This window comes from Paenibacillus sp. FSL F4-0087, assembly GCF_038020215.1.
GTDB lineage: Bacteria > Bacillota > Bacilli > Paenibacillales > Paenibacillaceae > Paenibacillus > Paenibacillus taichungensis.
In genome coordinates this window covers 4646887-4670924 of sequence record NZ_JBBODJ010000001.1, presented here as the reverse complement: position 1 = coordinate 4670924, position 24038 = coordinate 4646887, and the positions used below count along the sequence as shown (strand labels likewise).

The following is a 24038-nucleotide window of genomic DNA, read 5'->3' as shown; positions in this document are numbered from 1 at the left end:
GCATACTTGATCCATGAAACCTGTTTGTCTACTTGTCCTCGTTCTGATCCTGAGGTACAGACTCTGTCAGATAGGTCCAGTTTTCCTTTTGAGTTACCAGACCGTCCTTCATCAGTTTGCCCAAGGCCCGTTTGAAAGCGGATTTACTAATACCAAAGCGCTGCTTGATGATGTCCGGCGGGGTTGCATCCGAATACGGCATGCCGCCCGTAGGGCGTTCTTTCATGAAAGCAAGCAGCTTGTCTGCATCTTCATTGCGACCAACCTCTTTGAGAGGAGACATCGCCAGATTGACACGTCCATCTTCACGTACCATGGTTACCCGGCATTTCACTTTTTCACCCAGACGCAGCATACGATTTCGTTCCGAGGAATGGATCATGCCAATGGCTCCAAATCCCAGCACTCCACCTTCAACAAGTACAAACGTACCCATCTGAAGTGTCTTGTACACCGTAGCTTCAACCCATTGATTAACCCATGAGGTTGGCGCATGGAAAGACAATGGTGCAAGCTCACGTTCTCCGGCCAATTTCGCACGCAAACGTCCCTGCTTGTCATGTTCCATAATAACAAAGACTTCATCGCCCACCTGGGGACGCAGCTCTTCCAATTCAGACAGCTCACGAATCGGGAGTAGCAATTGCCGCCCAAGCCCCATCTCGAGGAAACAGCCGAGGCGTGGGTGAATATCAGCCACAACCAGACGTGCCATTTCGCCAAGAGTGAGATATGGTTTTTTCATGGTTGCCGCAAGGCGATCTTCCGTATCAAAGAACAGAAAGACCTCCAGCGTTTCTCCAATTTTCACGTCCCGTGTGAGCTCCGTATAGTGAAGCAGTACATCTTCCGATCCTGTCGTCAAAAAGTAGCCAAATGGAGACACTTCACGTGAAACCGGCAAGTTGACGACTGTTCCTGCGATCAAACTCATACCGTTTCCACCACTTTGGCATCAGACCACAGTCGTTCAATGTTGTAATACTCACGCTCGTCACGGTGGAAGATATGAACAACCACATCACCCATATCCATCAATACCCAACGTGCCGAATCCATTCCTTCGATGCCTTTGATGTTCACGCCGGCAGCATGCGCCTGTTTACGAATCTCTGTTGCAATCGCCTGTACCTGAGTATCGGAATTCCCGTGACAGATAACAAAATAGTCCGCTACCAGCGAGATACCAATCAGATCCAGTGCTACAATGTTGGATGCTTTTTTATCGTCAGCGGCCGCAACCGCCATATTCATAAGTTCTTTCGATGATACTGTCATGAACCAACCTCCATAATCTAATCTATAAATGTGCAATCAAATCATTTCGCGACAACATGGTCAAAGGATAAATAACACGGCGCTGCGAGATCAATAAGCTGATTGTCGAGTCGAAACCGGCAATTAAACCTTCTTCCAGACTGTGCTCAGCCTGTTCGCGAATATGATTTACTCCCGGGAAATCTCTTCCCGGTTCAATATAATCCGCAAGACATACCACTTTATCCAGCAGGCTCATGCCCACTCGACCCGAGGTATGCCAACGAATAGCATTAATAATTTCGGCATCATCGATGCCGTAGTCACGTTCAGCAACAAAAGCACCCACTTCGGAATGCCAGAGTTGCTTGTCATGCTGCAAAAGTTCTTCGTTCAAACCATTATCACGGATGACCGCTTCCATCTCAGATACGGGCCAATACTTGGCCACATCATGCAAGATTGCTGCCAAATCCGCTTTTACAGGATCAGCACCATATTTTTCAGCCAATAACACTGCCGACTCCATGACACCCAGCGTATGCTTCCAACGTTTCTCCGGCATTTGACCGGAAACTGCGCGGATCAGTTCGTCACGGCTTAGTCCCATATAAACCGCTCCTTACAATGTATTGGTGCACCTCATCAGGAATCATGAAACGTACCGAATGACCTTTGGCAAGACGTCTGCGTACGGCTGTCGATGATATGTCCACTAGGGGCATCTCAGCCAACAATACCCGATCCTGCAACGCGTCCGGCAGGTCATCCAGATGTAACTGGAATCCCGGTCTTCCCACACCGATGAAGGTTAAACGTTCGGCGAGCTCTTCGATCTGCTCCCATTTGGGAAGATAGTTCACCATATCCGCTCCAACAATGAAGTAAAATTCATGCTGCGGATAGCGACGCCAAAGCTCCTTCATGGTATCAATGGTATAGGACACACCGCCAAGTTCCATCTCGATACCCAGCACCTCATATTGCTGCACACCTTTCACAGCCGCTTCCGTCATATCGAGACGTTGCTGTCCCGAAGCTCCGGCGCCGCGTTTGTGAGGTGGAACATGGGAAGGCATGAACCAGATCTCATCCAGTGCATGCGAATCCCTTGCCGCTTCAGCTGCCAGGAGGTGTCCCATGTGGATCGGATCAAACGTACCACCCATGATACCGATCTTCACCCGCGTCACACTCCCTTATCTAGGTAGTTCGATTTGTTTGTTATCGCGCGATTCTTTGTACAGGATGATTGTGTTACCGATGACTTGTACAAGCTCACTACCCGTTTCACGGGCAACTTCTTCGGCCATCTCTTTTCTGTCCTCGTCATTGTTGTTGAGCACTTGCACTTTCATCAATTCGCGCTTCTCAATCGCATCTTCGATGTGACGGAACAGGTGCTCATTCGTTCCCCCTTTGCCGATTTGAAATACAGGGGTCAGATGATGTGCCTGTGAACGCAAAAAGCGCTTTTGTTTACCGTTTAACATGAATACTCCATACTCCTTATGGTGAGCAAGCCTCAGCAACAGCACAATGACTGTCGGGGCCTGACCGTTCAATTATATTTTTACAATATTAAAAACTGTCTAACACAGCTCGCCGCATCGTCTCCACGGGCGCCGGGATGCCGAGCCAGTGCTCGAATGCTACCGCACCCTGGTATATAAACATACCAAGACCACCATGCACAGTACATCCACGCTGCCTTGACTCGCGAAGCAGGCGTGTTTCCAGCGGATTGTAGATAAGGTCGCTTACTGCTGCACCTGCTCGAATGAGTGCAGGGTCAACAGGCACGTCATCTACATGCGGATGCATGCCTGCGGCTGTCGTGTTAATCACGATATCTGCCGAAGCCAGTACCGCAGCAGCCTCTTCCATTCCACTACCCGTGATGTCGCCCAGTCCATGAGCCCGCAGATCGGAAGCAAGGGCTACGGCTCTGTCGGCAGTACGGTTAAGAATACTAATCTGTTCAGGCTTTTCCAAAGCAAGGGCGTATATCACACCTCTCGCTGCTCCGCCAGCCCCCAGTACAGCGATACGTTTGCCTGCGAGTTCAGGAACAGCTTCTTCCTTCAAGGAACGCACATAACCGATGCCATCCGTATTATACCCGGTCAGCTTGCCTTCTTCATTAACAATGGTGTTCACCGCGCCAATCAGGCGTGCACTTTCATCAATGACATCAAGATACTGCATGACCTGTTCTTTGTGCGGAATGGTTACATTCACACCACGATACCCCAGCGCCACAATGCCTCGAATGGCTGATTCCAGCTGCTCGGGACGAACATGCAGTGGCATATACATTCCATTCACTCCTGCAGCCTGCAGAGCCGCATTATGCATGGCAGGCGATTTGGAATGTGCAATAGGATCACCCATGACGCCAAGCAGGACAGGTAGTGAAGGATTTGTTTTTTTCTGTTCCGACATACTTCCGCCTCCGATCTGATGAAAATGCTACTGTGATTACATTAGATCAAGGATGGGCGGATCAATACACGAATACCTTTTGGAGCATGAACAGCTACAAGGGCCCCATTCTCACCGTTAACCTTAATCCAGCCCAGTCCGGAAATGAATACATCCGACTGACTACCACGTTTGATTCGGAACTCATGTCTGGTCCATTCAGGCATATCTGCTGCATCTTCACGTGTTGGTGGAGACAGCAACTCACCCAGATGGTCACGATACAAGTCGTCTGCACGTTCCAACTTCGTCCGGTGAATATCAAGCGCAGTGCTGATAAAACAAGTGAAGGACTGACGATCTCCTTCTACAAAGTCAAAACGAGCCATACCGCCAAAGAACAGCGTCTGACCAGAATTCAATTGGTAAACGGCCGGTTTAAGCGGTTTTTCCGGCATAATGGCAGCCAGATCCTTACGGGATACAATCTCACTGAAACGCCAAGGGTATACAATTCCCGGTGTATCAATAATAGCTTTTCCATCGTCCAGTGGAATATTAACCATATCCAGCGTTGTCCCCGGATAGCGGGATGTTGTGAGTTCCTGCTCGAGATCACTGTAGTCACGAATCAGACGGTTAATCAGTGTGGATTTGCCCACATTGGTACCACCAACCACGTATACGTCACGATCTCCGCGATACGTCCCAACAAGCTCAAGCAGTCGGTCGAAGCCCTGATTTTGCTTCGCACTGCACAGAACGACATCTACCGTACGCAAACCTTGTTCTTTGGCCTGTTTCTGCACCCAATTGCGGACCTTGTTCCAGTTGGTTACTTTTGGAAGCAAGTCCGTTTTGTTTACGGCAAGTAATACCGGATTGTTGCCTACAAAACGCTGCAAACCAGAGATGATACTGCCATCAAAGTCAAACAAATCAACGATATGGATGACAAGTGCATCCTTATCCCCGATTTTGCTCAGCAGGGCCAGGAACTCGTCCTGATCCACTGTAACGGATGATGACTCATTGTAATTTTTGATACGGAAACAACGCTGGCAAATGACGGGTTCACGATCCAACGCTTTTTCGGGGATAAATCCTGGTAATTCCGGGTTTTCCGTTTGCAGATGCACTCCGCATCCGCTGCACCTTACGGCAATATTGCCGTTATGCGGTTCTGTCATTTCTTCTTTTCCTCCTCAAGCCATAAGCCTTTCTTGCGCAAACTCGTTAGAGCAATCCGTTCCACGCGCCGATTGAAGCGGGTCATGAAGCCTTCATCTCCGATGGAGATTGGCAAAACCAGAACCGTATAAAGTCCCAGTCGATTACCTCCAAAGACATCCGTAAGCATCTGATCGCCTACGACAATCGTTTTTTCAGGAGTTAACTCCATCATTTTCATTGCTCTACGAAACGGAACATTCGATGGTTTGCGTGCACTATGCACAAACTGGATATCCAGTGGCGTCGCAAACAGGGATACACGATTCAAATTGTTATTGGACACAATCATGAGCTGGAAACCAGCCTCTTTGACACGTGCGAACCACTCGATCAGTTCGGGCGTGGCGTCAGGAGCTTTGGCCCCAACGAGTGTATTGTCCAGATCAGTTATAATTCCACGGTAGCCTTGAGCGTATAGCTCTTCCAGATTAATGTCAAAAACCGTGTCTACACGCAGCTTGGGCATTAACATTTCAAACAAAGAAGTCACCTCAGTTTCATACGACACACTATATCACAAATCCGTCTTTCCTGAAAATGCATACAGCGCCTGATGGCATAGGAAAAAAGGAAAAACGGGACGGGCGACATTACGCCCGTTCCGCTTTAAGTTCCTTACGCAGCTTCGAAGCGGTCTGATAGACGGCCTTCCAGTCGTCCGCAGTTACAGACGCTGGACTATAGCGAGTCTGTTCAAACTTCGCTAGAAGTTCATGCAATGTCGCTGCTGCAGCTGGTTTCGCTTGGCTCCAGCGAGTTACCGATTCACGAAGTGTCTCGTCGCCGCTCCGAGTTAACCCTTTGCGCTTCACATATCGAATCCAGCGTTCGGTCTCTGCCACTACCTTTTGTTCAGGCGTTAGCGGTCCACCTGTCCGCAGACGAAGCACGAAGAATCGAAGCGAGAGGCGATTTCGCCAGAACATATAAGCCACCCACAATACGATGATGGCTCCCGCAGCCCAGATTACAAAAGTCGGGATGCTGGATGAAGCCTGTTCAGGCGCAGGAGTCTGTTCTTCCTCTTTTACCGGTTCCTCTTCAGGTTGTTCTTCAGGCTCATCTACAGGCTGTACATCTGGTTGTTCCGTGAGCAGCGGCATGTCAAAGCCCGGCGTCGCTTCAACCGGAATCCAGCCATACTCGCCAAAATAAACTTCAGCCCAAGAATGCGCATCTGCATTCGTTACAGTGTAAGTCGTCTCGATCTCGGCCCCAGGTTGGCGCGGGGCCTGCATATCTGAATTCAGCGACAGCTGTCCAGGTGCGTATCCTTTCACCCAACGAGCAGGAATCCCTTCAGAGCGCGCCATCATAACCAGCGCAGTCGAGAAGTAATCACAATACCCTTCACGAATGTCAAATAAAAATCCTTCCACAAAGTCACTGCTTACTTTTCGGGATAAATCCGGATTGTTTGTGTAATCAAAATTTTGTTGTAAATAGTTTTGCAGTAATGCCACTTTTTCATACGGCGTATTTGCGGATGCTGTAATTTCAGCGGCCAGATCCGTCACCCGATCAGGGAATCTGGATGGCAGCTGAAGATACATATCATCTGCCGGGTTGCTCGTATACAGATCATCAAAAGATTTGGTACGGAGTTCATCTTCCACAATAACTGGCGCTTCGGATACAATCGTATACGTCTTCGGATATTGCGGTTGCTGACGGTCTGTTACGACATGAAGTTCTGCCTGCTCCGGATTCCATAACATCCGGTCCGAATTCGCTTCACCATTGACAGATGTGACTTCCGAGATGGAATAGGCTCCAAAGAGGATCGGATACACGTTATCATTCAACATCGTCACTTTCTGAGTGACTTGCTTGGTGGTTACATTTCCGGGTTCATCATTCTCCAGAGCTTGTCCCGCTTCAACATCCTCTGTCGCACCTCGTCCGCGATCATCCCAACCTGTTCCCGTATACTCTGCCCGCGTCTCACCACGCCAGTAACTGCGCTCATTGGTAGTGACGGACATGACAGGTGTATAGTCGAAGTTGAATCCTCCGCCAAGCTGGTTGTCTTCCCTGCTGTATCCTGACTCGGTAGCTGTCGGAATGTCCAGTGTTCCGTTGCCTGTCTGACTCCCCGAACTTCCGGTGTAGTTACGCCACGCGGTATAAGGATCAGTAAGGGTAGGAGGGACTTCCGGCATATTCACACTGGCTACGATAATCAGAGAGAATATGATTGCAATGTTCGCCAGAATTTTATAGGGATGTCGGATAATTCGCTTCCACCCTTGTGGATATTGCAGTTGGAAATTACGGAAGTGCTGACATACCAGCCATCCCATTCCTGCAAACATAACCCAGGCGATTTCAATCCAGAGTGGAAACTGGGTAAAAGAGTCCAGAATTCCCATCGAGATAATGTTAATACCCAGAAAAACGAGAATTCGGCGCGTTGTAGTCACCAGACGTAGGGCAGCTTCAAGCATCACCCACGCGCACAGGGAGAACCAGATGTAAGGTGTCAGGTGCAGCACAAATTGCTCTGTACGCTCCATTAACGTGCCGTAAGGAATATAAACGGTGTAATCAATTAATGTCTTATGCAAAATATATACAAGGACAATCGCCTTGATTATGGTTCGAATCATTATTTTGAAAGGCAGAATAACTTCCAGAATACTGACCGCAGCAAGCGTCCACAGTACCAATGAAGTGGTCTCGGTATACCAGGATTCCTGTGTAAATGATATCCACTGCATGCCAATCAGGAAAATCCAGAGCAACGAAGCTGCATGATACCAGGATCTTCTCCCCAATGTCAGCTCTTGGCCTTTAGTACTCATACACTACCTCCCCCCATAACCGTTGGGAGCTCCTGCAAATGGGAAACGGTAAAGGATCTTGTGCCTCTTCCACGCAGCATCGCATTCCACTCGGAACTCCGGCGGGAATCAGTGGGTTCAATCAGAATATGACAAGGAGTCATCCCCCGTGTGTCAGCCCATCTGAGCAATTCTAGAACTTTTTCATCTTTCTGGGGAGATATCACTACAAAATACGCGCCTTGAGGAAACTGACGTGACATCTTCTCGACACCTGGCAGCAGCCGATTCTCCTGGCCGTTATATTGGATATCTACCAGATGATGAATCATCTTCTGCCGTTCCATCGGACTTTCGCTGGGAGCAAAAAATGATGTCTTCTCCGACAGTGTCAGCAGCCCCATACCCATTCGTTCTCTTGTACCATATTCCAGCAGCGAAGCAGCCGTGGACACAGCCAGTTCAAAGGCCTCACCATGTTCATAGCTGCCTGACAGCGCATCCAGCACCAGAATCGTTTTCGGTACTGACTCATGTTCAAATTCCTTGGACTTCCACGTTCCCGTCTTAGCCGTTGCATTCCAGTGAATGCGGGAAAGGCGATCCCCATAAACGTAGTCACGCACGCCGTTAATTTGGGTCGTTTCCCTGCGTGAGCGAGTCAAGGCTGTCTGTGGACCAGATAACCGTGATTTGCGGTCATACAGCTGCCAGTACGGTATAAATACCGTCCGCGGCAGCACCCGGAATTCGCCTTTAGCTTTGAACGTTCCCCGATGCTCGATCAGACCAAAGATATCGTCGCTGGCACATTCCGTTTCGGAAAAGACATACTTTCCTCGCTCCAGCGGTGGGGTCTGAAATGACAATTCACCATACCCTCGCATGCTGGGAATGAGGCTTTCTTTGAAAGACCAAGATTCGCCGTTATGCCGATGCAACATTTCGCGCACAACCACATATGGAAGGGGTAAAAATCCCGGGATGTTCAGACTTAACTTTACCTGTACCTGATCACCCGCATGCAGCAGCTCTTCATGATCCTGACCAGAAGAGAGCTTGCGCACGCCATGAGTACGCCGTACACCGCTAAAACCAGCAATCGCAAGGTAAATACACAGTAGAGTCACCATCGACAGCAACATCAGGGAGGTCTTCCCTCCCTGGAATAAAACATAAGCCAAACAGCACATCCACACCGCCGCGATGCTCCATACGCGGGGGTGGCGTATTCCCCTTCTGAATGTACTCAAAAGCGGCTTCATCAATTATTGCCCCATGGAGACGGGCACTCGAACCTGCTGAAGTACGGAAGTTAATACAGCCTCAGAGCTCATGCTGTCCAGTCTCGATTCGGGACGCAGCACAATCCGATGGGAGATGACGTAAGGTGCCATCGTTTTCACGTCATCCGGAAGCACGTAGTCACGTTCTTGCAAAAAGGCAAAAGCCTTCACGGCCATCATAAATGAAATGGCTGCCCGCGGGCTGGCGCCCAGCAATACGGATGGGTGGGAGCGAGTTTTGCGAACGACATCAAGCAGATAATCCATGACCGGATCACCGATGAATACTTCCTTGATCTCCTGTTGAATGGCTGATATCTGATCCATATGGGTTACGGATTCAAGCCGATCAACAGGCTGACCCGACTGATGCTGCTTCAGCAGCGTTTTCTCGATATCCTTGTCGGGATAACCCAGACTTATTTTCAACATAAACCGGTCCAGCTGTGCTTCCGGCAATGTGTATGTTCCTTCGAAATCAATTGGATTCTGGGTTGCACAGAGCATAAATGGATGAGGCAGATCATACGTATCGCCATCTACCGTCACACTGCGCTCTTCCATGACTTCCAGCAATGCGGACTGCGTTTTCGTAGTTGCCCGGTTAATTTCGTCTGCCAGCAAAATATTGGTCATGACCGGACCCGGACGGAAGTAAAAACGCTCGTCACGTGGATGGAAAACGGATACCCCCGTGATGTCACTTGGTAAAATATCAGGATTACATTGAATGCGGCGGTACTCTCCGCGCATGGACTTCGATAAAGCTTTAACCAACTGCGTCTTGCCAGTTCCTGGTACGTCTTCAATCAGAACGTGTCCGCCTGCAAGCAAAGCTGTGAGCAAAAGTTGAATTTCAAAGGATTTCCCCATTATGCATGATTCCAGATTAGAACGAACTGCTGATATGATTTGGATCGACTCTTTGCGCACAGGCATGTGGTCTAACCTCCTAAAAAAGCATACAGATTTCCTTTTATTGTACATGATCCAAGGGCGCGCGTACACTCGAAGGAACTCATAATTTGTTTCCAGCCGTCAGATTCACCGCAGTTATCGCATGATTACGACAAAAAGAGGCTCGGATAGAAGTTATCCGAAGCCTCTGCTGATTCCATATATAATGGCTAGCTCTGCCATGCTCTATTACCCTTTGGGCCGAACCACCAATGCCGCGAGAAAAGAAAAGATTATCGCTGAGGAAATACCCGCCGCGGTCAAATCGAATATCCCCGTAATGACACCGATCCATCCCTCTTTCTCCAGTTCCGTCAATGCCCCGTGCACGAGGGAGTTACCAAAACTGGTAATGGGGATGGAAGCGCCTGCCCCTGCAAATTTGACGAGTGGATCATACAGCCCAAACGCATCCGCAACCGCACCAGCGACAACAAGTGTACTCATCGTATGTGCTGGAGTCAGTTTGACACCATCCATTAGAAGTTGTCCCACGACACATATCAATCCGCCAACAATAAATGCCCATAAAAACTGCATCCTTTATCCCTCCTTTTCTATGGCTACGGCATGCGCAATACAAGGAATGCTCTCGCCCTGCTGATATGAAAGTGGAGACAACAATGCACCGGTAGCGACCACCAATACCTTATTGAGTTCACCCTTTTGCATCCGGTTCAAAATATGACCGTAAGTTACGGTCGCTGAACATCCGCAGCCGCTTCCTCCAGCCACAACCTGAGGCTGCTTTTCCAAGTTATATATCATCAGGCCACAATCATTGAAGACCGTTTGTTCCATTGGAACACCTTCTTTATGCAGAAGCTCTTTAACGATGGGCAGCCCAACCGAAGCAAGATCACCCGTAACGATCAGATCATAATAACCCGGTTCCAGACCTGTATCCCGGAAATGCGAAACAATGGTATCTGCTGCCGCTGGAGCCATCGCAGCTCCCATGTTAAAGGGATCTTTGATGCCCATATCCATAATTCTGCCAATTGTCGCTTTGGTAACTACCGGGCCTTCACCAGTACGTGAGACTACACCACAGCCAGAGCCTGTGACCGTATACTGCGCATATGGCGGCTTCTGTGAACCGTACTCTGTCGGATAGCGAAATTGCTTTTCCACCGTACAGTTGTGACTCACCGTACCTGCCAGTACATAATCACCTGCACCCGAATCCACAATGAGTGAGGCTAAAGCCAACGTTTCCATAGAAGTTGAACAAGCACCAAATACCCCCAGATAAGGTACACCCAGCTTACGGGCCGAAAAGGAACTACTGATAATCTGGTTCATCAGATCCCCGCCAACAAAGAACTGCAGTTCTTCCTTCGTGATATTCGCATTGATTAATGCCATTTGAGAAGCCTGTTCGAGAAGCTTGCGCTCTGCCTTTTCCCAAGTCTTCTCCCCAATCTCCAAATTGTCATATACATAATCGAAATCAGATACTAAAGGCCCTTGGCCTTCATCTGGCCCAACAACTGCCGATTTGCCAATAATCCGTGGACGGTTCTCAAATTGCCAGGTTTGTTGGCCCAAACGTTTCATAAATGTCCACCTCCAAAACCGAGAATGGCGTATACGATTCCCACGATAAAGGCAGCAACAACACCAAACACAATGACCGAGCCTGCAAGTTTAAACATGTTGGCACCAACTCCAAGCACCAGTCCCTCGGCACGATGCTCCAGTGCTGCAGAGCACATCGAGTTGGCAAATCCCGTGACAGGTACAGCCGTCCCTGCACCCGCCCATTGCGCCATTTTATCGTAGACACCGAGACAGGTCAGGATGACTGAAATGAGGATCATGACCGCAACGGTTGGACTTGCAGCTTCCTTTGATGTCATGTCAAACCCCGCCATAAACGCTTCCTGGATAGCCTGTCCAATGACGCAAATCAATCCGCCAACGAGGAATGCCTTAATACAGTTCGCCCAGATTGGACGGGCAGGCTCATGTTTTTTGGCGACTTTTTTATATTCCTGTTCACTGATGGACAGGGATGATGATGATTTTTTACTACTACCCTTAGTTTGAGCTGGCAAGATACAGAACCTCCCTTGTAATGAAAATGAGTCAACAGATGTGACTACATGTACTGTGTGTAATCCTGTATTCATTGTTTGTTAAGGTTGGGAAAGTTATGTATCCGGCGAAAGACAGCATTTGTTTCCAGCACGATGAAGCAGCTGAATCAGATGAGTCGCTCAGCACCGGATCAGAGGTCTGGAGAAAGTTATAAATAAAGCAGAATGATTACGAGCAAAATAAAGAGGACGATACAAAGCATGGTTTCATTGCCTTCATCGGGTGGCTCCATCTATTGTCCCAGCTCCTTCCTGTTGTCAGGCAAGTGAAATTATTAGCATATTAAATACCCTCATGGAAAAAGGTTAAGCAAAATGGTTCCTCACTCTATGCTTATTCAATGTTGCTGCTTGTCGACTGTGTTTGGTGCGGATTTCATGACCCGATGAATCATCAAACGAGCAAGTATTTATGCCTGAGATACGTGACATAACCATGGACAATTACTTGCGCAAGGTTCATACTGTAGTGTGACCAGTGGTTAAATAAACGTTCTTCTCTTTTGAAGGACAACAGTCCGGCAGCCGTTCTGCTGAGACCTGATCTACATACAAGCAGAGGAGTTGTCGACACATGAATCAAAAAACGTTGGAAATGTTTCGGACATTAACGGAATTCCCTTCCGTTTCAGGATTTGAACGCGAGCTTCGCGGATGGATGAAAGAACAAATGTCTCCTTATACGGATGAATTTATCCAGGATCGCCTGGGTAGCCTTTTTGGTGTATTGCGAGGAGAAGCGTCTGGACCCAAAGTCATGGTTGCAGGTCACTTCGACGAAGTTGGCTTCATGACCACAGGCATTACGGAAACAGGCATGATCAAATTCCGCCCCCTCGGTGGATGGTGGAGTCAGGCTGTATTGTCCCAACGTCTGGAACTCATCACTCCGGATCGCCGGATTACAGGGGTTGTCGGTTCGACACCTACTCATCTTCTCGATGAATCTCAGCGCAATAAACCGGTAGATCTTAACCATATGTACTTGGATATCGGTGCTGATAACCGTGCAGAAGCAGAGTCTTGGGGCATTCACCCAGGCATGCAGATTGTGCCGATCTGTGAGTTCACACCGATGGCTAATCCGAAGAAAATTATGGCAAAAGCATGGGATAACCGTTACGGTGTAGGCCTTGCACTTGAGCTGATTGAAGCATTGCATAAAGAAAAATTACCAAACACTCTCTATTGCGGTGCAACAGTCCAAGAAGAATTGGGGCTACGCGGTGCACGCACGGCTGCCAATCTGATTGAGCCGGATATTTTCTTTGCACTGGACTGCAGTGCCGCGAATGATATGACAGGAGACAAACAATCATTTGGACATATTGGACAAGGTGCTTTACTGCGTATCTTCGATCCGGGCATGTTCACCCATCGCGGTATTGTTGAATATGTTCAGGACACAGCATCATCCAATCAAATTAAAATGCAATATTTCATCTCTCCTGGCGGTACGGATGCCGGAGCGGTACATTTGAGCGGTATCGGTGTGCCTTCCACGGTAATTGGCATCTGCGCCCGCTACATTCATACTTCTTCTTCCATTATTCATACGGATGACTATGATGCAGCAAAAGAATTGCTCGTGAAACTGGTGAAGGGTCTGGATCAGACAACACTAAACACAATTATCGGAAACGCGTAAGGATCGATTCAAGGGAGGATCTTGAATTACATAAGCTTCATGGCTTCCCTCTTTTAGATTAAAACCTCAAGAGATGTTCTGCTTCAGCAGGACGTCTCTTTTTTTTGCTGCAACTAGTTTAATAGCTAGAACATATATAGAAAAGATTCATACGATATAACAACGGTAGAAGAACTAAACATCAAGTAGTGGGGGACCTATTATGGCAATGAGAAGGAATGGAAAATCGAATAAGGGTTCCAAAAAAACAAATGCTGCAAATACCCTTCTCAACGGTAGCCTAAAAGGAAAAAATCTGGAGATTATCGTTGCTGCCTTGCTCGTAAGTGGGAAATTAAGAGTTGATGCCGTAACGTTGTTTCGAGAAGCCACACTCGTTGTTGAATTAGTTGGTCAGTACAAAACACTTAAAAATATTTCGCCGTCTAACGCCGATAAGCTAGTCCAATTTCTAGACGAAATGGGCGACGTGACACTGGATGATGTTATTCGGGCTTTTCAACAAAGGATAAATTCCTAGATAGGATGAAATGAGGATGAAATGAGGTTGGGATGATGTCTGACTTTGACGGAATTGGCTTCGCCGAACTGATAATTGTAGTTATCCTTGTAATGTTGTTTGTATTTGGTTCAACAGATATTGAAGGTTTGTCGAGTACACCCACAACCACATGATCTGACCATCTCCAAATTGAATACAGCCATGGATATGAACCAAAGAAATACCAGTCCTATTGCAGGACTGGTATTTTTGAGATATCACAGAAATAAAGGAGAGAATGCAATCCAGGCCACAATAAGGGCCAGCACAATGCACACATTTTCCACAACGGCCCCTTGCTTCGTGCCCGTACTCATGAGATTAATCCTTATACGCCACTTGAGTGGTGGCAATGGACGAATGCCGCGATTCGTCAACGAATCTGCCAATAGATGCATGACATAGGCTGTACCTCCGGCTACCCAGATCTCTGGCCCCTGCAAATGAGTTGTACTGTAGAGCAACCCAGTCCATACGGCGGTTCCATATAATGTGTGTGTCAATCCCCTGTGGGTTAACGTGGTACAGAGCATTAACAGACTGCCAGCAATTAGATTCCATGGTGCGAATGCATGCCCATAAAATACAAGTCCCAATCCGATTGCAAACATCAACACTTTGCGCAGGGAACGCGACGGCAGGAATGATACCATCGCAATCAAAATGGCGAGCAGCAGATTCCATGGTTTCGCCTGAACATAGAAGTACACAAATACAGCGACAGGCAGCAGGATTGTCTGTAATAGCCTAATGAGACTGTTCGGCAATGCTTTGGATACCAATAGCGAATTCGGCTCATCAATGTCTGGCAGCAGCGAACCGATCAGAGCCACGGTAACCGCCGGTGCAGTCACAGGCATACCGGCTAACTGCAGAACAGAGAGGGATACAGTGGTCCCGATAATCAGGTGGGATCTTCCCATCATGGTGCAAAAACTTCCTTTCGAAGAAATAGGGAACATAAACCGTCCACTCCAGATTTTACAACGAAAACTATATAAGAACAATAGTTCGCATTTCTCATTTCAATTATAATCTTTCTCCATCGAATACTTCTGGGCACCTTTACTGTAGATATTCTGAATAAGCCTGTTTCATTATGAAGCTTCTATCATTATTAGTGAAATTAATCACATATAATGTCAACATTGAACGGTATGATTTAAATATAATCCACTAAAAATGCTGGTAACGTAAAGTATCCACTAAAGGAGGCATACAACCATGAACGGAAATAAAGAAAAACTGGTTATCATCGGTAATGGCATGGCAGGCATAAGTACAGTTGAACAAATTTTGAAATTGAGTTCCCGGTTCGACATTACCGTCTTTGGCACAGAGCCCTATCCCAATTACAATCGGATAATGCTGTCCTATGTGCTGGAAGGCAGCAAAACAATTGATGATATTGTGCTTAATGATCTGCATTGGTATGAAGATTACGGTATCACCCTCCATACGGGTACAACCATAACACGCATTGAGTCAGAAACACGTGAAGTCGTAACTGCGGAAGGCTTACGTTTCCCTTACGATAAAGTCATCATCGCAACCGGCTCCAGCTCTTTCATTCTTCCTGTACCGGGTCATGACAAACAAGGGGTCGTTGGGTTCAGGGATATAGCGGATTGTAACGTCATGCTGGAAGCAGCGAAACAATATAAAAAAGCGGCTGTCATTGGAGGAGGTCTTCTCGGCCTCGAAGCTGCCAAAGGCTTGGTCCAGCTCGGCATGGAAGTTACAGTCGTGCATCTGATGCAGGATCTGATGGAACGCCAGCTTGACCCTCAGGCATCTGCGATGTTAAAAACCGAACTTGAGCGACAGGGCATTCGGTTCAAGATGGGCGCACAAACCGCAGAGCTTCTCGGTGGCGAACGGGTAGAAGGTATTCGTTTTGCAGACGATTCCGTGCTGAACACTGATTTTGTTGTCATGGCAGTAGGCATCAAACCCAATACGGGTGTAGCCCGGGAAAGTGGCCTGGAAGTTAACCGAGGTATTGTAGTGGATGACTATATGCAGACGTCACTAAATAACGTGTATTCTGTCGGAGAATGCACCGAACATCGCGGTGTATGCTACGGCCTCGTTGCCCCACTGTTTGAACAGGGCATGATTCTGGCCAAACATATATGCGGTGTTGATACAGCTCCCTATGAAGGTTCTGTGGTATCCACGAAATTGAAAATTTCGGGCGTAGACGTCTTTTCGACCGGTGAATTTATCGACAGTCCCGAACATACGATCATTTCACATAAAGACGACTGGAAACGCACCTACAAAAAAATTCTGCTTCGGGATAATATCATGGTTGGCGCTGTACTCTTTGGTGATATTACGGATTCTGCCGAATTACAGAAATTGATTAAACAACAGGCTGAGATGACAGATGAACTGTATGCTTCACTGATGGGTACAGGCTGCGGTGGGCACAAAAAAGCCACATCCGTGGAAACTATGGCAGAAGACGAAATTGTCTGTGGATGTAACGGAGTAACCAAAGGAACCATTGTCGATGCCATTACGAATGAGGGATTGACCAGCGTAGACGAAATCAAAGCCTGTACGGGTGCAACCCGCTCCTGCGGCGGCTGTAAACCGGTTGTTGAACAGATTTTGCAATATGTGCTTGGAGACAACTTTACAGCGGGTGCCAAACAGGGAATCTGCGGCTGTACCTCCCTCAACCGGGATGAGATCGTAGCCGAGATCAGACAAAAAGGAATGCAGACGACCAAAGAGGTCATGCATGTTCTGGGTTGGAATCAACCCGAAGGGTGTTCCAAATGCCGCCCGGCCATTAACTATTACCTTGGCATGATCGCACCAGATACCCATGTGGATGAAAAGGAATCCCGTTTTGTCAACGAACGTATGAACGCCAATATTCAAAAAGACGGCACGTATACGGTTGTACCGCGCATGTATGGCGGCGTCACAACGCCGGAAGACTTGAAACGCATTGCCGACATTTCGGTCAAATACGATGTAAAAGCCGTCAAAGTGACTGGAGGTCAGCGGCTGGACCTGATTGGAGTCAAAAAAGAAGATCTGCCCAAAGTCTGGGCTGAATTGGATATGCCTTCAGGCTATGCTTACGCCAAATCACTGCGTACGGTCAAAACATGTGTCGGCTCACAATTTTGCCGCTTCGGCACGCAGGATTCCATGGCGATGGGTGCTCTGCTAGAACGCAAGTTCGAACGTCTCGATCTACCTGCCAAGTTCAAATATGCCGTAAACGGTTGCCCTCGTAACTGTGCAGAGTCGTGTACAAAAGATATCGGAATCGTGGGCAATGACGGCGGCTGGGAAATATTTATTGGAGGCAATGGCGGCATCAAGGCGAGACTGGCTGACTCCCTGTGCAAGGTGAAGACCGATCAAGAACTAGTTGAGCTTTGTGGAGCAATCATGCAGCATTATCGGGAGACAGCCAACTACCTGGAGCGGACTTCCGAATGGGTGGAACGTGTTGGGTTGGAGCAGATTCGGGCCGTTGTTGTCGAAGACGTAAAAGAGCGTAAGGCGCTTATGGAACGAATTGAATTCGCTCTTGAGCAAGTGGAAGATCCTTGGAAAAAAGCACTGCGTAACGAGGAAGGCCAGAACAAACTTTTCCATGGCATAGAAGTTTCTGCTCGACCGTAGTCCTCTGTCTCTGCCATTATGATATATATCGACCCTGTAACGTGAAACTGATAATGAAGGAGATGTTCATATGACAACACAGCAATCTGCCATCTATTATCCTGCCGGAGAGATCGAAGAATTTCTGCCGCAGATAGGTAGAGTGGTTGAGATCAAAGACCATGAACTAGCTGTATTTCGCACCTCAGATGGCACCATCTTTGCTGCAGAAAATAGAAATCCTCATCCCAAGGGTGGACCGCTGGCGGAAGGGATTGTCTCCGGGTATTATCTGTACGATCCACTGTATGATTGGAAAATCGACCTAAACACAGGTCTTGTGCAGGCCCCCGATCAGGGACAAGTGCAGATGTATCCCGTGAAGGTCGAGAACGGGCAGGTCTGGGTCGCTTTATAGCAATAAGATTTTCACTGTCAACGACAGATGCACCAAAATGGGGGAAATCGTCATGTATACATCAAATGTTGAAGGAATTATTGAAGCAGCGGTTAAAAAACGAGATCAAATGAACAAAAGCCTGCCACGTTACATGGTTGCCGCTTTGATGGCTGGCGCATATGTAGGCCTTGGCATCATTCTGATATTCAGTATCGGTGCCCCACTGCTTGCTGCCCAGTCCCCACTGCAGATGATGCTGATGGGCATGTCTTTTGGACTTGCCCTCACACTCGTCATCTTTGCTGGATCGGAGCTGTTTACTGGTAACAATATGTTCTTTACAATGAGCACACTAGCTGGTCGGACTACTATTCGGGATACTCTCAAAAACTGGGGACTCGTCTTCCTTGGCAATCTGATCGGTGCCGTTCTGCTCAGTCTGCTTATTGTGGGCAGCGGTCTCTTCAAGACGGCGACACCGGAACATCTGCTTTTTGTCGTTTCTGCCAAAAAGATGGCTGCTCCCGTTAGCGAACTTTTCTTCCGAGGCATTCTCTGTAACTGGCTGGTCTGTCTGGCGATCTGGATGGCAGCCCGTTCAAAAGAAGATATTGCCAAACTCGTCCTCATCTGATGGTGTCTGTACGCCTTTATCGCAAGTGGATATGAGCACAGCGTCGCCAATATGACTTTGCTATCCTTGTCCTGGTTGTTGCCAAACCACCCGGAAACAATTACTCTGGCAGGCTGGATGCATAACATGATTCCGGTCACGCTCGGTAATATTATCGGCGGTGCGCTGTTTGTAGGTATGGCGTACTGGTTTGTTTCGCCCGTGAGGAAGAAAGGCTAGCTTATTCCCATCTTCTCAACAAAAGCCATCACGTTCTCTCATTCTACATTCGGGAGGACATGATGGTTTTTTGCTATTTAGCGATTCGACTTCTACTTTACCTTCGACTGTATCAGGGTTAATCTGTAGTTGACATAATCAAGTTATAATTAGTGCATACTTATAACTAAAAAGGATGATTGCACACATGGGAATTCATACGTACTTTAGATCACTCAACGATCTCGAACGCATTATTCGTACCCCAGGAAAATTCAAGTTCGAGGAACACAGCGTATCCGCCCACTCCTGGAAAGTCGTGCAGTATGCCAAAACACTTGCCGATATTGAGGAACAGCATGGGGTCGCCATCGATTGGAAGAAGCTATACGAAATTACCAGCAGTCATGATTATGGTGAAATCTTCATCGGTGATATCAAAACGCCGGTTAAACATTATTCACTGGAGCTTCGTTCGATGCTACAGCAGGTAGAAGAAGGCATGGTTGAGCATTTTATTAACGAAAATATTCCTGAAGAGTTCCAGCCGATTTTCCGTAGGCAGCTGCGTGAAGGCAAAGACAATTCTGTCGAAGGACTTATTCTAGAAGTAGCCGACAAAATGGATCAGGTGTACGAAGCGTTTGCTGAACTGCAGCGTGGCAATACAGAAAAGGAATTTATCGTCATGTACCGATATGCCCTGATCAAAATCAAAAATATTGATCTCCACTGTGTACAATATTTCCTCGAACATATTCTCCCTGACATCATTGAGGAAGGCAACCGCTCCCCATTTGATATCCGCCAAATCACGGAAGATGCTTTGTCACAATAATCAGCTCCAGTCATCGTGGTTCTTCAAGAGCCATGGACAGGGCTTTTTTTCGTTATTGTAACCTTTGGCGATACTCGCTGGGATACAGTCCCGTCTTGTTTTTGAATATACGGCTAAAATAATGGGAATCACTATACCCCACCGCTTTACCTACTGTCTTGATATCCATATCTTCAAAGGCCGCGAGCATGCGTTTTGCTTCGTTGATTCGAAGCCCTGTCATGTATTTGAGCGGGGTTTCACCCGTCACCTTTTTGAAACACTTCCCCAGGTAATCCACACTTGGCTACTTCAAAATCTCTCATTGACATTGAGTTAATTTGTAACTATTATAGTTACAACGGTGGTGATCATGCATGAAACAAATCAGCAGTCGCTTTTCCATTGCGGTTCATACGCTGTCCCTGGTCGCTGTTGTGCCCAATGAGTGTACGGGAGATTTTATCGCCAAAAGCGTGAATACCAATCCCGTCATTATTCGGCGCATTATGTCCAAGCTGAAACAGGCCGGCCTAATTGAGGTCAGACCCGGTGTCGGCGGTGCTTCTTTGTTGAAGGACCCCGCCGATATTACCCTTTTGGATATCTATCGTGCGCTTGAGGTTGTGGAGGATGGCGAGTTGTTTAACTTCCACAAGCATCCGAACCCAAATTGTCCGGTTGGCAGCATGATCGAACAAACCTTGCGTGCCGAACTTATTGAGGCTCAGCTAGCTATGGAGCAGCGTTTGAAACGTGTAACGATACAACAGATGATGGATCAGGTTCACGTCTCTGAATAAAAAAAGCTCATTACGAGCTTTTTTTAAACCTTTCGTTGTAATCACACCTGTTATAACACATACGATTACATCCATTCATGTAGATTGACATTTCACATTAGTGTCGACACAAACCATACCTTATAGGAGGAAAATACAATGAAAATTTTAGTTACTGGAGCAACAGGTCACTTGGGTTCACTGGTCGTAGAAGCACTGTTACAAACGGTATCTGCTGGGGATTTGGCTGTAAGTGTACGCAACCCGGAGAAAGCGGAAGCATTGCGCGCTCAAGGTGTTGACGTTCGTCACGGTGATTTCGATCAACCGGAAACGCTGGAAAAAGCATTTGCAGGCGTGGATCGGCTGCTGCTGATCTCCACAGACGGTGACAATGAAACCCGTATTCGCCAACATCAAGCCGCCGTGCACGCTGCCAAGAAAGCAGGCGTTGGATTCATCGCTTATACCAGCGTTGTGAATGCGGAGAAAAACACCCTTTCACTGGCTGAAGTACATCGTGCCACAGAACAGGCTATCCGCGAATCCGGCATTGCTTATTCCTTCCTGCGCAACAACTGGTACCTGGAAAATGAAGCAGGCAGCGTTCAAGCAGCTACCCAGGGCGCACCTTGGGTGCATGCAACTAACGCCAGCCAAGTGGGCTGGGCTACTCGCAGTGATTATGCGCATGCTGCCGCTGCAGTACTGACAGGTGAGGGACATGAGAATTCAGTATATGAGTTGTCTGGTAAACTTCGTACCCAAGCTGAGCTTGCAGCCATCGTTGGGGAAGTGCTTGGACAGGATATCAATGTGCAAAACGTAGACGATGCCGCTTACGCTGACATTATGAAAGGTGCAGGTCTGCCTGACTTTGTAGTCTCCATGCTCGTTGATATGCAAAGTGCCATCCGTGAAGGCGCACTGGCTGTAGAGAGCGATACACTGGAAAAATTGCTTGGCCGTTCAGCTCAACCATTGAGTGAGGGTGTTAAAGCCATTTTGGGCAAGTAAGTTTAAATAGAAGATAATAGAGTGCGAATCATAAAAGGACACACCAACAAATGTTGGATGTGTCCCTTTTGGTGTAACAGCGATCTATAAAACGATATAGCAGTTGAACGTACTCTTTATACTAAACTAGTTTAATTGAGACTTGAATTCGATTTAGATATCGGTAATCTCCATTAACGTTACATCGATCATTGCTCGATATATCGTGCCGGGATGTGATCGGCCAGCCAAATATTTTCGTTTCCATGATAGAAAAGAATTCCGTCCTTGGCCGCTTGAGCGGCATTAATTTTCAATATTACCGGCTCGTCATCACGTCTTCGTCCCACCTGATTGGCGGTATCCATATCTGCAGATAGATGAACATACTGCCTCTGACGAGGCTGCAAACCTTGCTCCATAATGGAAGCAACCGACCGCAGTGGGGTGCCATGATAGAGTATCTCCGGTGGATCGGCAGGTGTTTTGGATATCTTTTGCGGAGTCGAATGACCATATAATGCCCGGATGCGGCCAGAATGAATCTCATGTCTCTTTTTCTCAGAAGCTTGAATCATCTGCTCCAGATCCGCTTCCGTGACGTCCTTCCACTGTGGACTCTCATGTAAAGCCACCAGCAATTGCGGAATCTCCACCCAACCCTCTTCGTCCAGCTCCAGCTCATACTCCCAAGGGGCGTGACGCAAGGCGTAGGAAAGTTCCTTGCTTAATTTCATCAGATCCATTGCGATCATCTCCCAATTAAGTTAACAATTCATTAGACATATACTGTCTGTACCACTACATGAAAGGGTGAACGCTCTGTTTCTTCAGGTTCTCTCCGGTTGTACCGCCGCTAAAATCTCCTGAATGTTACGGGCGAGTCCCTCATCATCTTCCTGATTAAACTGGCGGTGTCCATCGATGCCACGATGAATAATCGTGTTCATCACAGGATGAACTTCCATATCGGAAGCCACCCGGATCAGATCATCGGCAAAATCTACAGCCTGCTGCTCACTATAGTTAAAAGGTTTAATCAGCATACGGATGCTCAGTGCATGAGCCTGTGGCTCCGCCAGCTGATCCCGATGAGTGATGCCATATACCGCGCCAAATCCAAAAGCAGCTATCACCTGACGCTCCAGTTCCGTTGTCTGTTCCAAAGGCGTACCGATCAGTTCACATATTTTGCCCACCATCTGCTCCAACTCTGAAGCCGCCGCAGCCAAAATCACGTCGTTAATATCGTCAGCGTTGATAAAATCAGTCATATTGTAATTCTCCATTTCTGAGCCATATTGGATCCATTCTCTCAGACTCTATGAGAACATTGTATCGGAGATAGGGTGTTCCTTTCAAATTCATCTACGGTTAAACAAACAATGATTCAACTTACTTGTAAATGAGAAGCTCTATTTGTGCGTAGTACAACTTGGTAAATGATCATACGCGTAACTATTAATTCCTGCGTGATTCATCGTTTTGCGGAGCTCCGAAACAAACTCGATAAAGTACACTTCAGGACTGCGACTTCCTGCATAATATTGCAGGTCGTAATCGTAGTTTAACCTCGAATACACATCATGCAGATCGTCAACTAGCACCTTTTTCATATCTTCTCTTGTAATAGCCGGGTCCATATTGCACTCATTGACCAGGGACTGCATTGTCTCCTTGAGCGCCTGCTGATCGTATGACGGGTTAGACAACAGATGCTGCAAATCGTACAAGTCTTTGAACCGAGGCCTCACTATCGTTTGATGCAGCTTCCAAGCGATTTGAATGGAGAGTGGCACGGTGTGAGGAACGACAAAAGCTTCTCCAACCATAGGTTGGTACGATAGAGCGATAGACTTCTCATTCAATTCGAGGTTAAAGGATATATCAAGATGCAGCTCATCCTCATCTTCATACTCATTTTCGCTCCTTGGTTCACTATCAATATAAAAGGCAAGCTCCGTGTTCACCGTTGGAAAATCATCTGCCATCGCGTAGTCTATTCTGCGCCAGAAGGCATTCTCACTAAAGCTTCGAAATACGATACCGTCATTCAGGTCCATCTCCGTCACCCGGATCATCCAGTCTGTAAATATTTCATTGGCTTGGTCCTCAGTCTCAATTCGACCTACATACAAAAAGTCGATGTCGTCTACGTAACGAATATTGGGATTCTCCAAATACTGTCTTGTTAGCAAACTTCCTTTTAATACAAATGGACTATTCACCAGAGAAGCGCGCTTCAATAGAGCTTCTAATACAACAATGAATCTCTCATCCTCATTCAAACTATGTAATTGTACATTTTTTCCAGACACCTGTTCTCCTCCTCTATTCATCTCATCGT

26 protein-coding genes and 1 pseudogene are annotated in these 24038 nt (G+C 47.4%); 8 read left to right on the top strand and 19 right to left on the bottom strand.

Features of this window, described 5'->3' with window-relative positions:
• Positions 1-28 precede the first annotated feature (28 nt).
• The 14 genes from MHB84_RS21460 to spoVAC form a co-directional block, all read right to left on the bottom strand.
• Entirely contained in the window at positions 29-934 is a 906-nt protein-coding gene (locus tag MHB84_RS21460; RefSeq protein ID WP_076288055.1) for a CvfB family protein, read from the bottom strand.
• The gene (gene rsfS, locus MHB84_RS21455; protein ID WP_072734522.1) at positions 931-1278 is read right to left on the bottom strand and encodes a ribosome silencing factor; all 348 of its coding nucleotides are present in this window, start codon (positions 1276-1278) and stop codon (positions 931-933) included. Before rsfS ends, MHB84_RS21460 begins: the two co-directional genes overlap by 4 nt.
• A gap of 22 nt (positions 1279-1300) precedes the next feature.
• The gene (gene yqeK / locus MHB84_RS21450; RefSeq protein ID WP_076288054.1) at positions 1301-1867 is read right to left on the bottom strand and encodes a bis(5'-nucleosyl)-tetraphosphatase (symmetrical) YqeK; all 567 of its coding nucleotides are present in this window, start codon (positions 1865-1867) and stop codon (positions 1301-1303) included.
• A complete protein-coding gene (locus MHB84_RS21445) occupies positions 1851-2441 on the bottom strand; it encodes a nicotinate-nucleotide adenylyltransferase (protein ID WP_072734524.1) in 591 nt (196 codons plus the stop codon). Before MHB84_RS21445 ends, yqeK begins: the two co-directional genes overlap by 17 nt.
• Before the next feature lie 15 nt (positions 2442-2456).
• Positions 2457-2750 (bottom strand): ribosome assembly RNA-binding protein YhbY, encoded by a 294-nt coding sequence (yhbY, locus tag MHB84_RS21440; RefSeq protein WP_063567269.1) that lies wholly within the window; start codon positions 2748-2750, stop codon positions 2457-2459.
• An 88-nt stretch (positions 2751-2838) separates the two neighbouring features.
• The gene (gene aroE, locus MHB84_RS21435; RefSeq protein ID WP_076288053.1) at positions 2839-3702 is read right to left on the bottom strand and encodes a shikimate dehydrogenase; all 864 of its coding nucleotides are present in this window, start codon (positions 3700-3702) and stop codon (positions 2839-2841) included.
• Between the two features lie 41 nt (positions 3703-3743).
• Positions 3744-4871, bottom strand: a complete 1128-nt coding sequence (gene yqeH / locus MHB84_RS21430) for a ribosome biogenesis GTPase YqeH (RefSeq protein WP_024628522.1) — start codon at positions 4869-4871, stop codon at positions 3744-3746.
• Entirely contained in the window at positions 4868-5395 is a 528-nt protein-coding gene (locus tag MHB84_RS21425; protein WP_076288052.1) for a YqeG family HAD IIIA-type phosphatase, read from the bottom strand. The genes yqeH and MHB84_RS21425 overlap by 4 nt, the downstream gene beginning before the upstream one ends.
• A 109-nt stretch (positions 5396-5504) precedes the next feature.
• Complete coding sequence (locus tag MHB84_RS21420; RefSeq protein WP_076288051.1) at positions 5505-7718, bottom strand: transglutaminase TgpA family protein; 2214 nt, start codon at positions 7716-7718, stop codon at positions 5505-5507.
• On the bottom strand, positions 7715-8962 hold the full coding sequence (locus MHB84_RS21415) for a DUF58 domain-containing protein (protein ID WP_083678792.1): 1248 nt from the start codon (positions 8960-8962) through the stop codon (positions 7715-7717). The genes MHB84_RS21420 and MHB84_RS21415 overlap by 4 nt, the downstream gene beginning before the upstream one ends.
• Positions 8963-8965: 3 nt before the next feature.
• On the bottom strand, positions 8966-9922 hold the full coding sequence (locus tag MHB84_RS21410) for an AAA family ATPase (RefSeq protein WP_076288050.1): 957 nt from the start codon (positions 9920-9922) through the stop codon (positions 8966-8968).
• A gap of 207 nt (positions 9923-10129) precedes the next feature.
• Positions 10130-10480, bottom strand: a complete 351-nt coding sequence (spoVAE, locus tag MHB84_RS21405; protein WP_053781314.1) for a stage V sporulation protein AE — start codon at positions 10478-10480, stop codon at positions 10130-10132.
• 3 nt (positions 10481-10483) lie between these two features.
• Entirely contained in the window at positions 10484-11500 is a 1017-nt protein-coding gene (spoVAD, locus tag MHB84_RS21400; protein WP_076288049.1) for a stage V sporulation protein AD, read from the bottom strand.
• Positions 11497-12000 carry a stage V sporulation protein AC gene (spoVAC, locus tag MHB84_RS21395; protein ID WP_076288048.1) on the bottom strand — a complete coding sequence of 168 codons (504 nt, stop codon included), beginning with the start codon at positions 11998-12000 and terminating at the stop codon, positions 11497-11499. The genes spoVAD and spoVAC overlap by 4 nt, the downstream gene beginning before the upstream one ends.
• A 616-nt stretch (positions 12001-12616) precedes the next feature.
• Between spoVAC and MHB84_RS21390 the strand changes: the two genes are divergently transcribed.
• On the top strand, positions 12617-13690 hold the full coding sequence (locus MHB84_RS21390) for a M42 family metallopeptidase (RefSeq protein ID WP_076288047.1): 1074 nt from the start codon (positions 12617-12619) through the stop codon (positions 13688-13690).
• Positions 13691-13892: 202 nt separating this feature from the next.
• Positions 13893-14210, top strand: a complete 318-nt coding sequence (locus MHB84_RS21385; RefSeq protein ID WP_076288046.1) for a hypothetical protein — start codon at positions 13893-13895, stop codon at positions 14208-14210.
• 239 nt (positions 14211-14449) lie between these two features.
• On the opposite strand, the gene MHB84_RS21380 is transcribed toward MHB84_RS21385, so the two are convergent.
• Entirely contained in the window at positions 14450-15157 is a 708-nt protein-coding gene (locus tag MHB84_RS21380) for a metal-dependent hydrolase (RefSeq protein WP_076288045.1), read from the bottom strand.
• A 298-nt stretch (positions 15158-15455) separates the two neighbouring features.
• On the opposite strand from MHB84_RS21380, the gene nirB reads away from it, so the two are divergent.
• The 4 genes and pseudogenes from nirB (at position 15456) to MHB84_RS21360 (ending at position 19934) form a co-directional block, all read left to right on the top strand.
• Positions 15456-17885, top strand: a complete 2430-nt coding sequence (gene nirB, locus MHB84_RS21375) for a nitrite reductase large subunit NirB (RefSeq protein ID WP_076288044.1) — start codon at positions 15456-15458, stop codon at positions 17883-17885.
• Positions 17886-17955: 70 nt separating this feature from the next.
• Complete coding sequence (gene nirD / locus MHB84_RS21370) at positions 17956-18282, top strand: nitrite reductase small subunit NirD (RefSeq protein ID WP_076288043.1); 327 nt, start codon at positions 17956-17958, stop codon at positions 18280-18282.
• 52 nt (positions 18283-18334) lie between these two features.
• Positions 18335-19117 (top strand): annotated as a pseudogene (locus MHB84_RS21365) (formate/nitrite transporter family protein).
• 187 nt (positions 19118-19304) lie between these two features.
• Positions 19305-19934 (top strand): YfbR-like 5'-deoxynucleotidase, encoded by a 630-nt coding sequence (locus tag MHB84_RS21360; RefSeq protein WP_076288042.1) that lies wholly within the window; start codon positions 19305-19307, stop codon positions 19932-19934.
• A 52-nt stretch (positions 19935-19986) separates the two neighbouring features.
• On the opposite strand, the gene MHB84_RS21355 is transcribed toward MHB84_RS21360, so the two are convergent.
• On the bottom strand, positions 19987-20214 hold the full coding sequence (locus tag MHB84_RS21355; protein WP_256716752.1) for a helix-turn-helix domain-containing protein: 228 nt from the start codon (positions 20212-20214) through the stop codon (positions 19987-19989).
• A 76-nt stretch (positions 20215-20290) separates the two neighbouring features.
• On the opposite strand from MHB84_RS21355, the gene MHB84_RS21350 reads away from it, so the two are divergent.
• Together MHB84_RS21350 and MHB84_RS21345 are read left to right on the top strand one after the other, a co-directional pair.
• A complete protein-coding gene (locus MHB84_RS21350; RefSeq protein ID WP_063567255.1) occupies positions 20291-20716 on the top strand; it encodes an Rrf2 family transcriptional regulator in 426 nt (141 codons plus the stop codon).
• 138 nt (positions 20717-20854) lie between these two features.
• Positions 20855-21712 (top strand): SDR family oxidoreductase, encoded by an 858-nt coding sequence (locus tag MHB84_RS21345; protein WP_076288041.1) that lies wholly within the window; start codon positions 20855-20857, stop codon positions 21710-21712.
• Between the two features lie 188 nt (positions 21713-21900).
• Here the strand turns inward: MHB84_RS21345 and MHB84_RS21340 are convergent, their stop codons facing one another.
• The 3 genes from MHB84_RS21340 to MHB84_RS21330 all read right to left on the bottom strand — a co-directional run bounded on the left by MHB84_RS21340 (position 21901) and on the right by MHB84_RS21330 (position 24009).
• Positions 21901-22437: an RNA 2'-phosphotransferase gene (locus MHB84_RS21340; protein WP_076288040.1), complete on the bottom strand. Its 537-nt coding sequence runs from the start codon at positions 22435-22437 to the stop codon at positions 21901-21903.
• Positions 22438-22521: 84 nt separating this feature from the next.
• Positions 22522-22965: an Imm48 family immunity protein gene (gene imm48, locus MHB84_RS21335; protein WP_076288039.1), complete on the bottom strand. Its 444-nt coding sequence runs from the start codon at positions 22963-22965 to the stop codon at positions 22522-22524.
• Between the two features lie 141 nt (positions 22966-23106).
• Positions 23107-24009 (bottom strand): nucleotidyl transferase AbiEii/AbiGii toxin family protein, encoded by a 903-nt coding sequence (locus MHB84_RS21330; RefSeq protein ID WP_256716751.1) that lies wholly within the window; start codon positions 24007-24009, stop codon positions 23107-23109.
• Positions 24010-24038 lie beyond the last annotated feature (29 nt).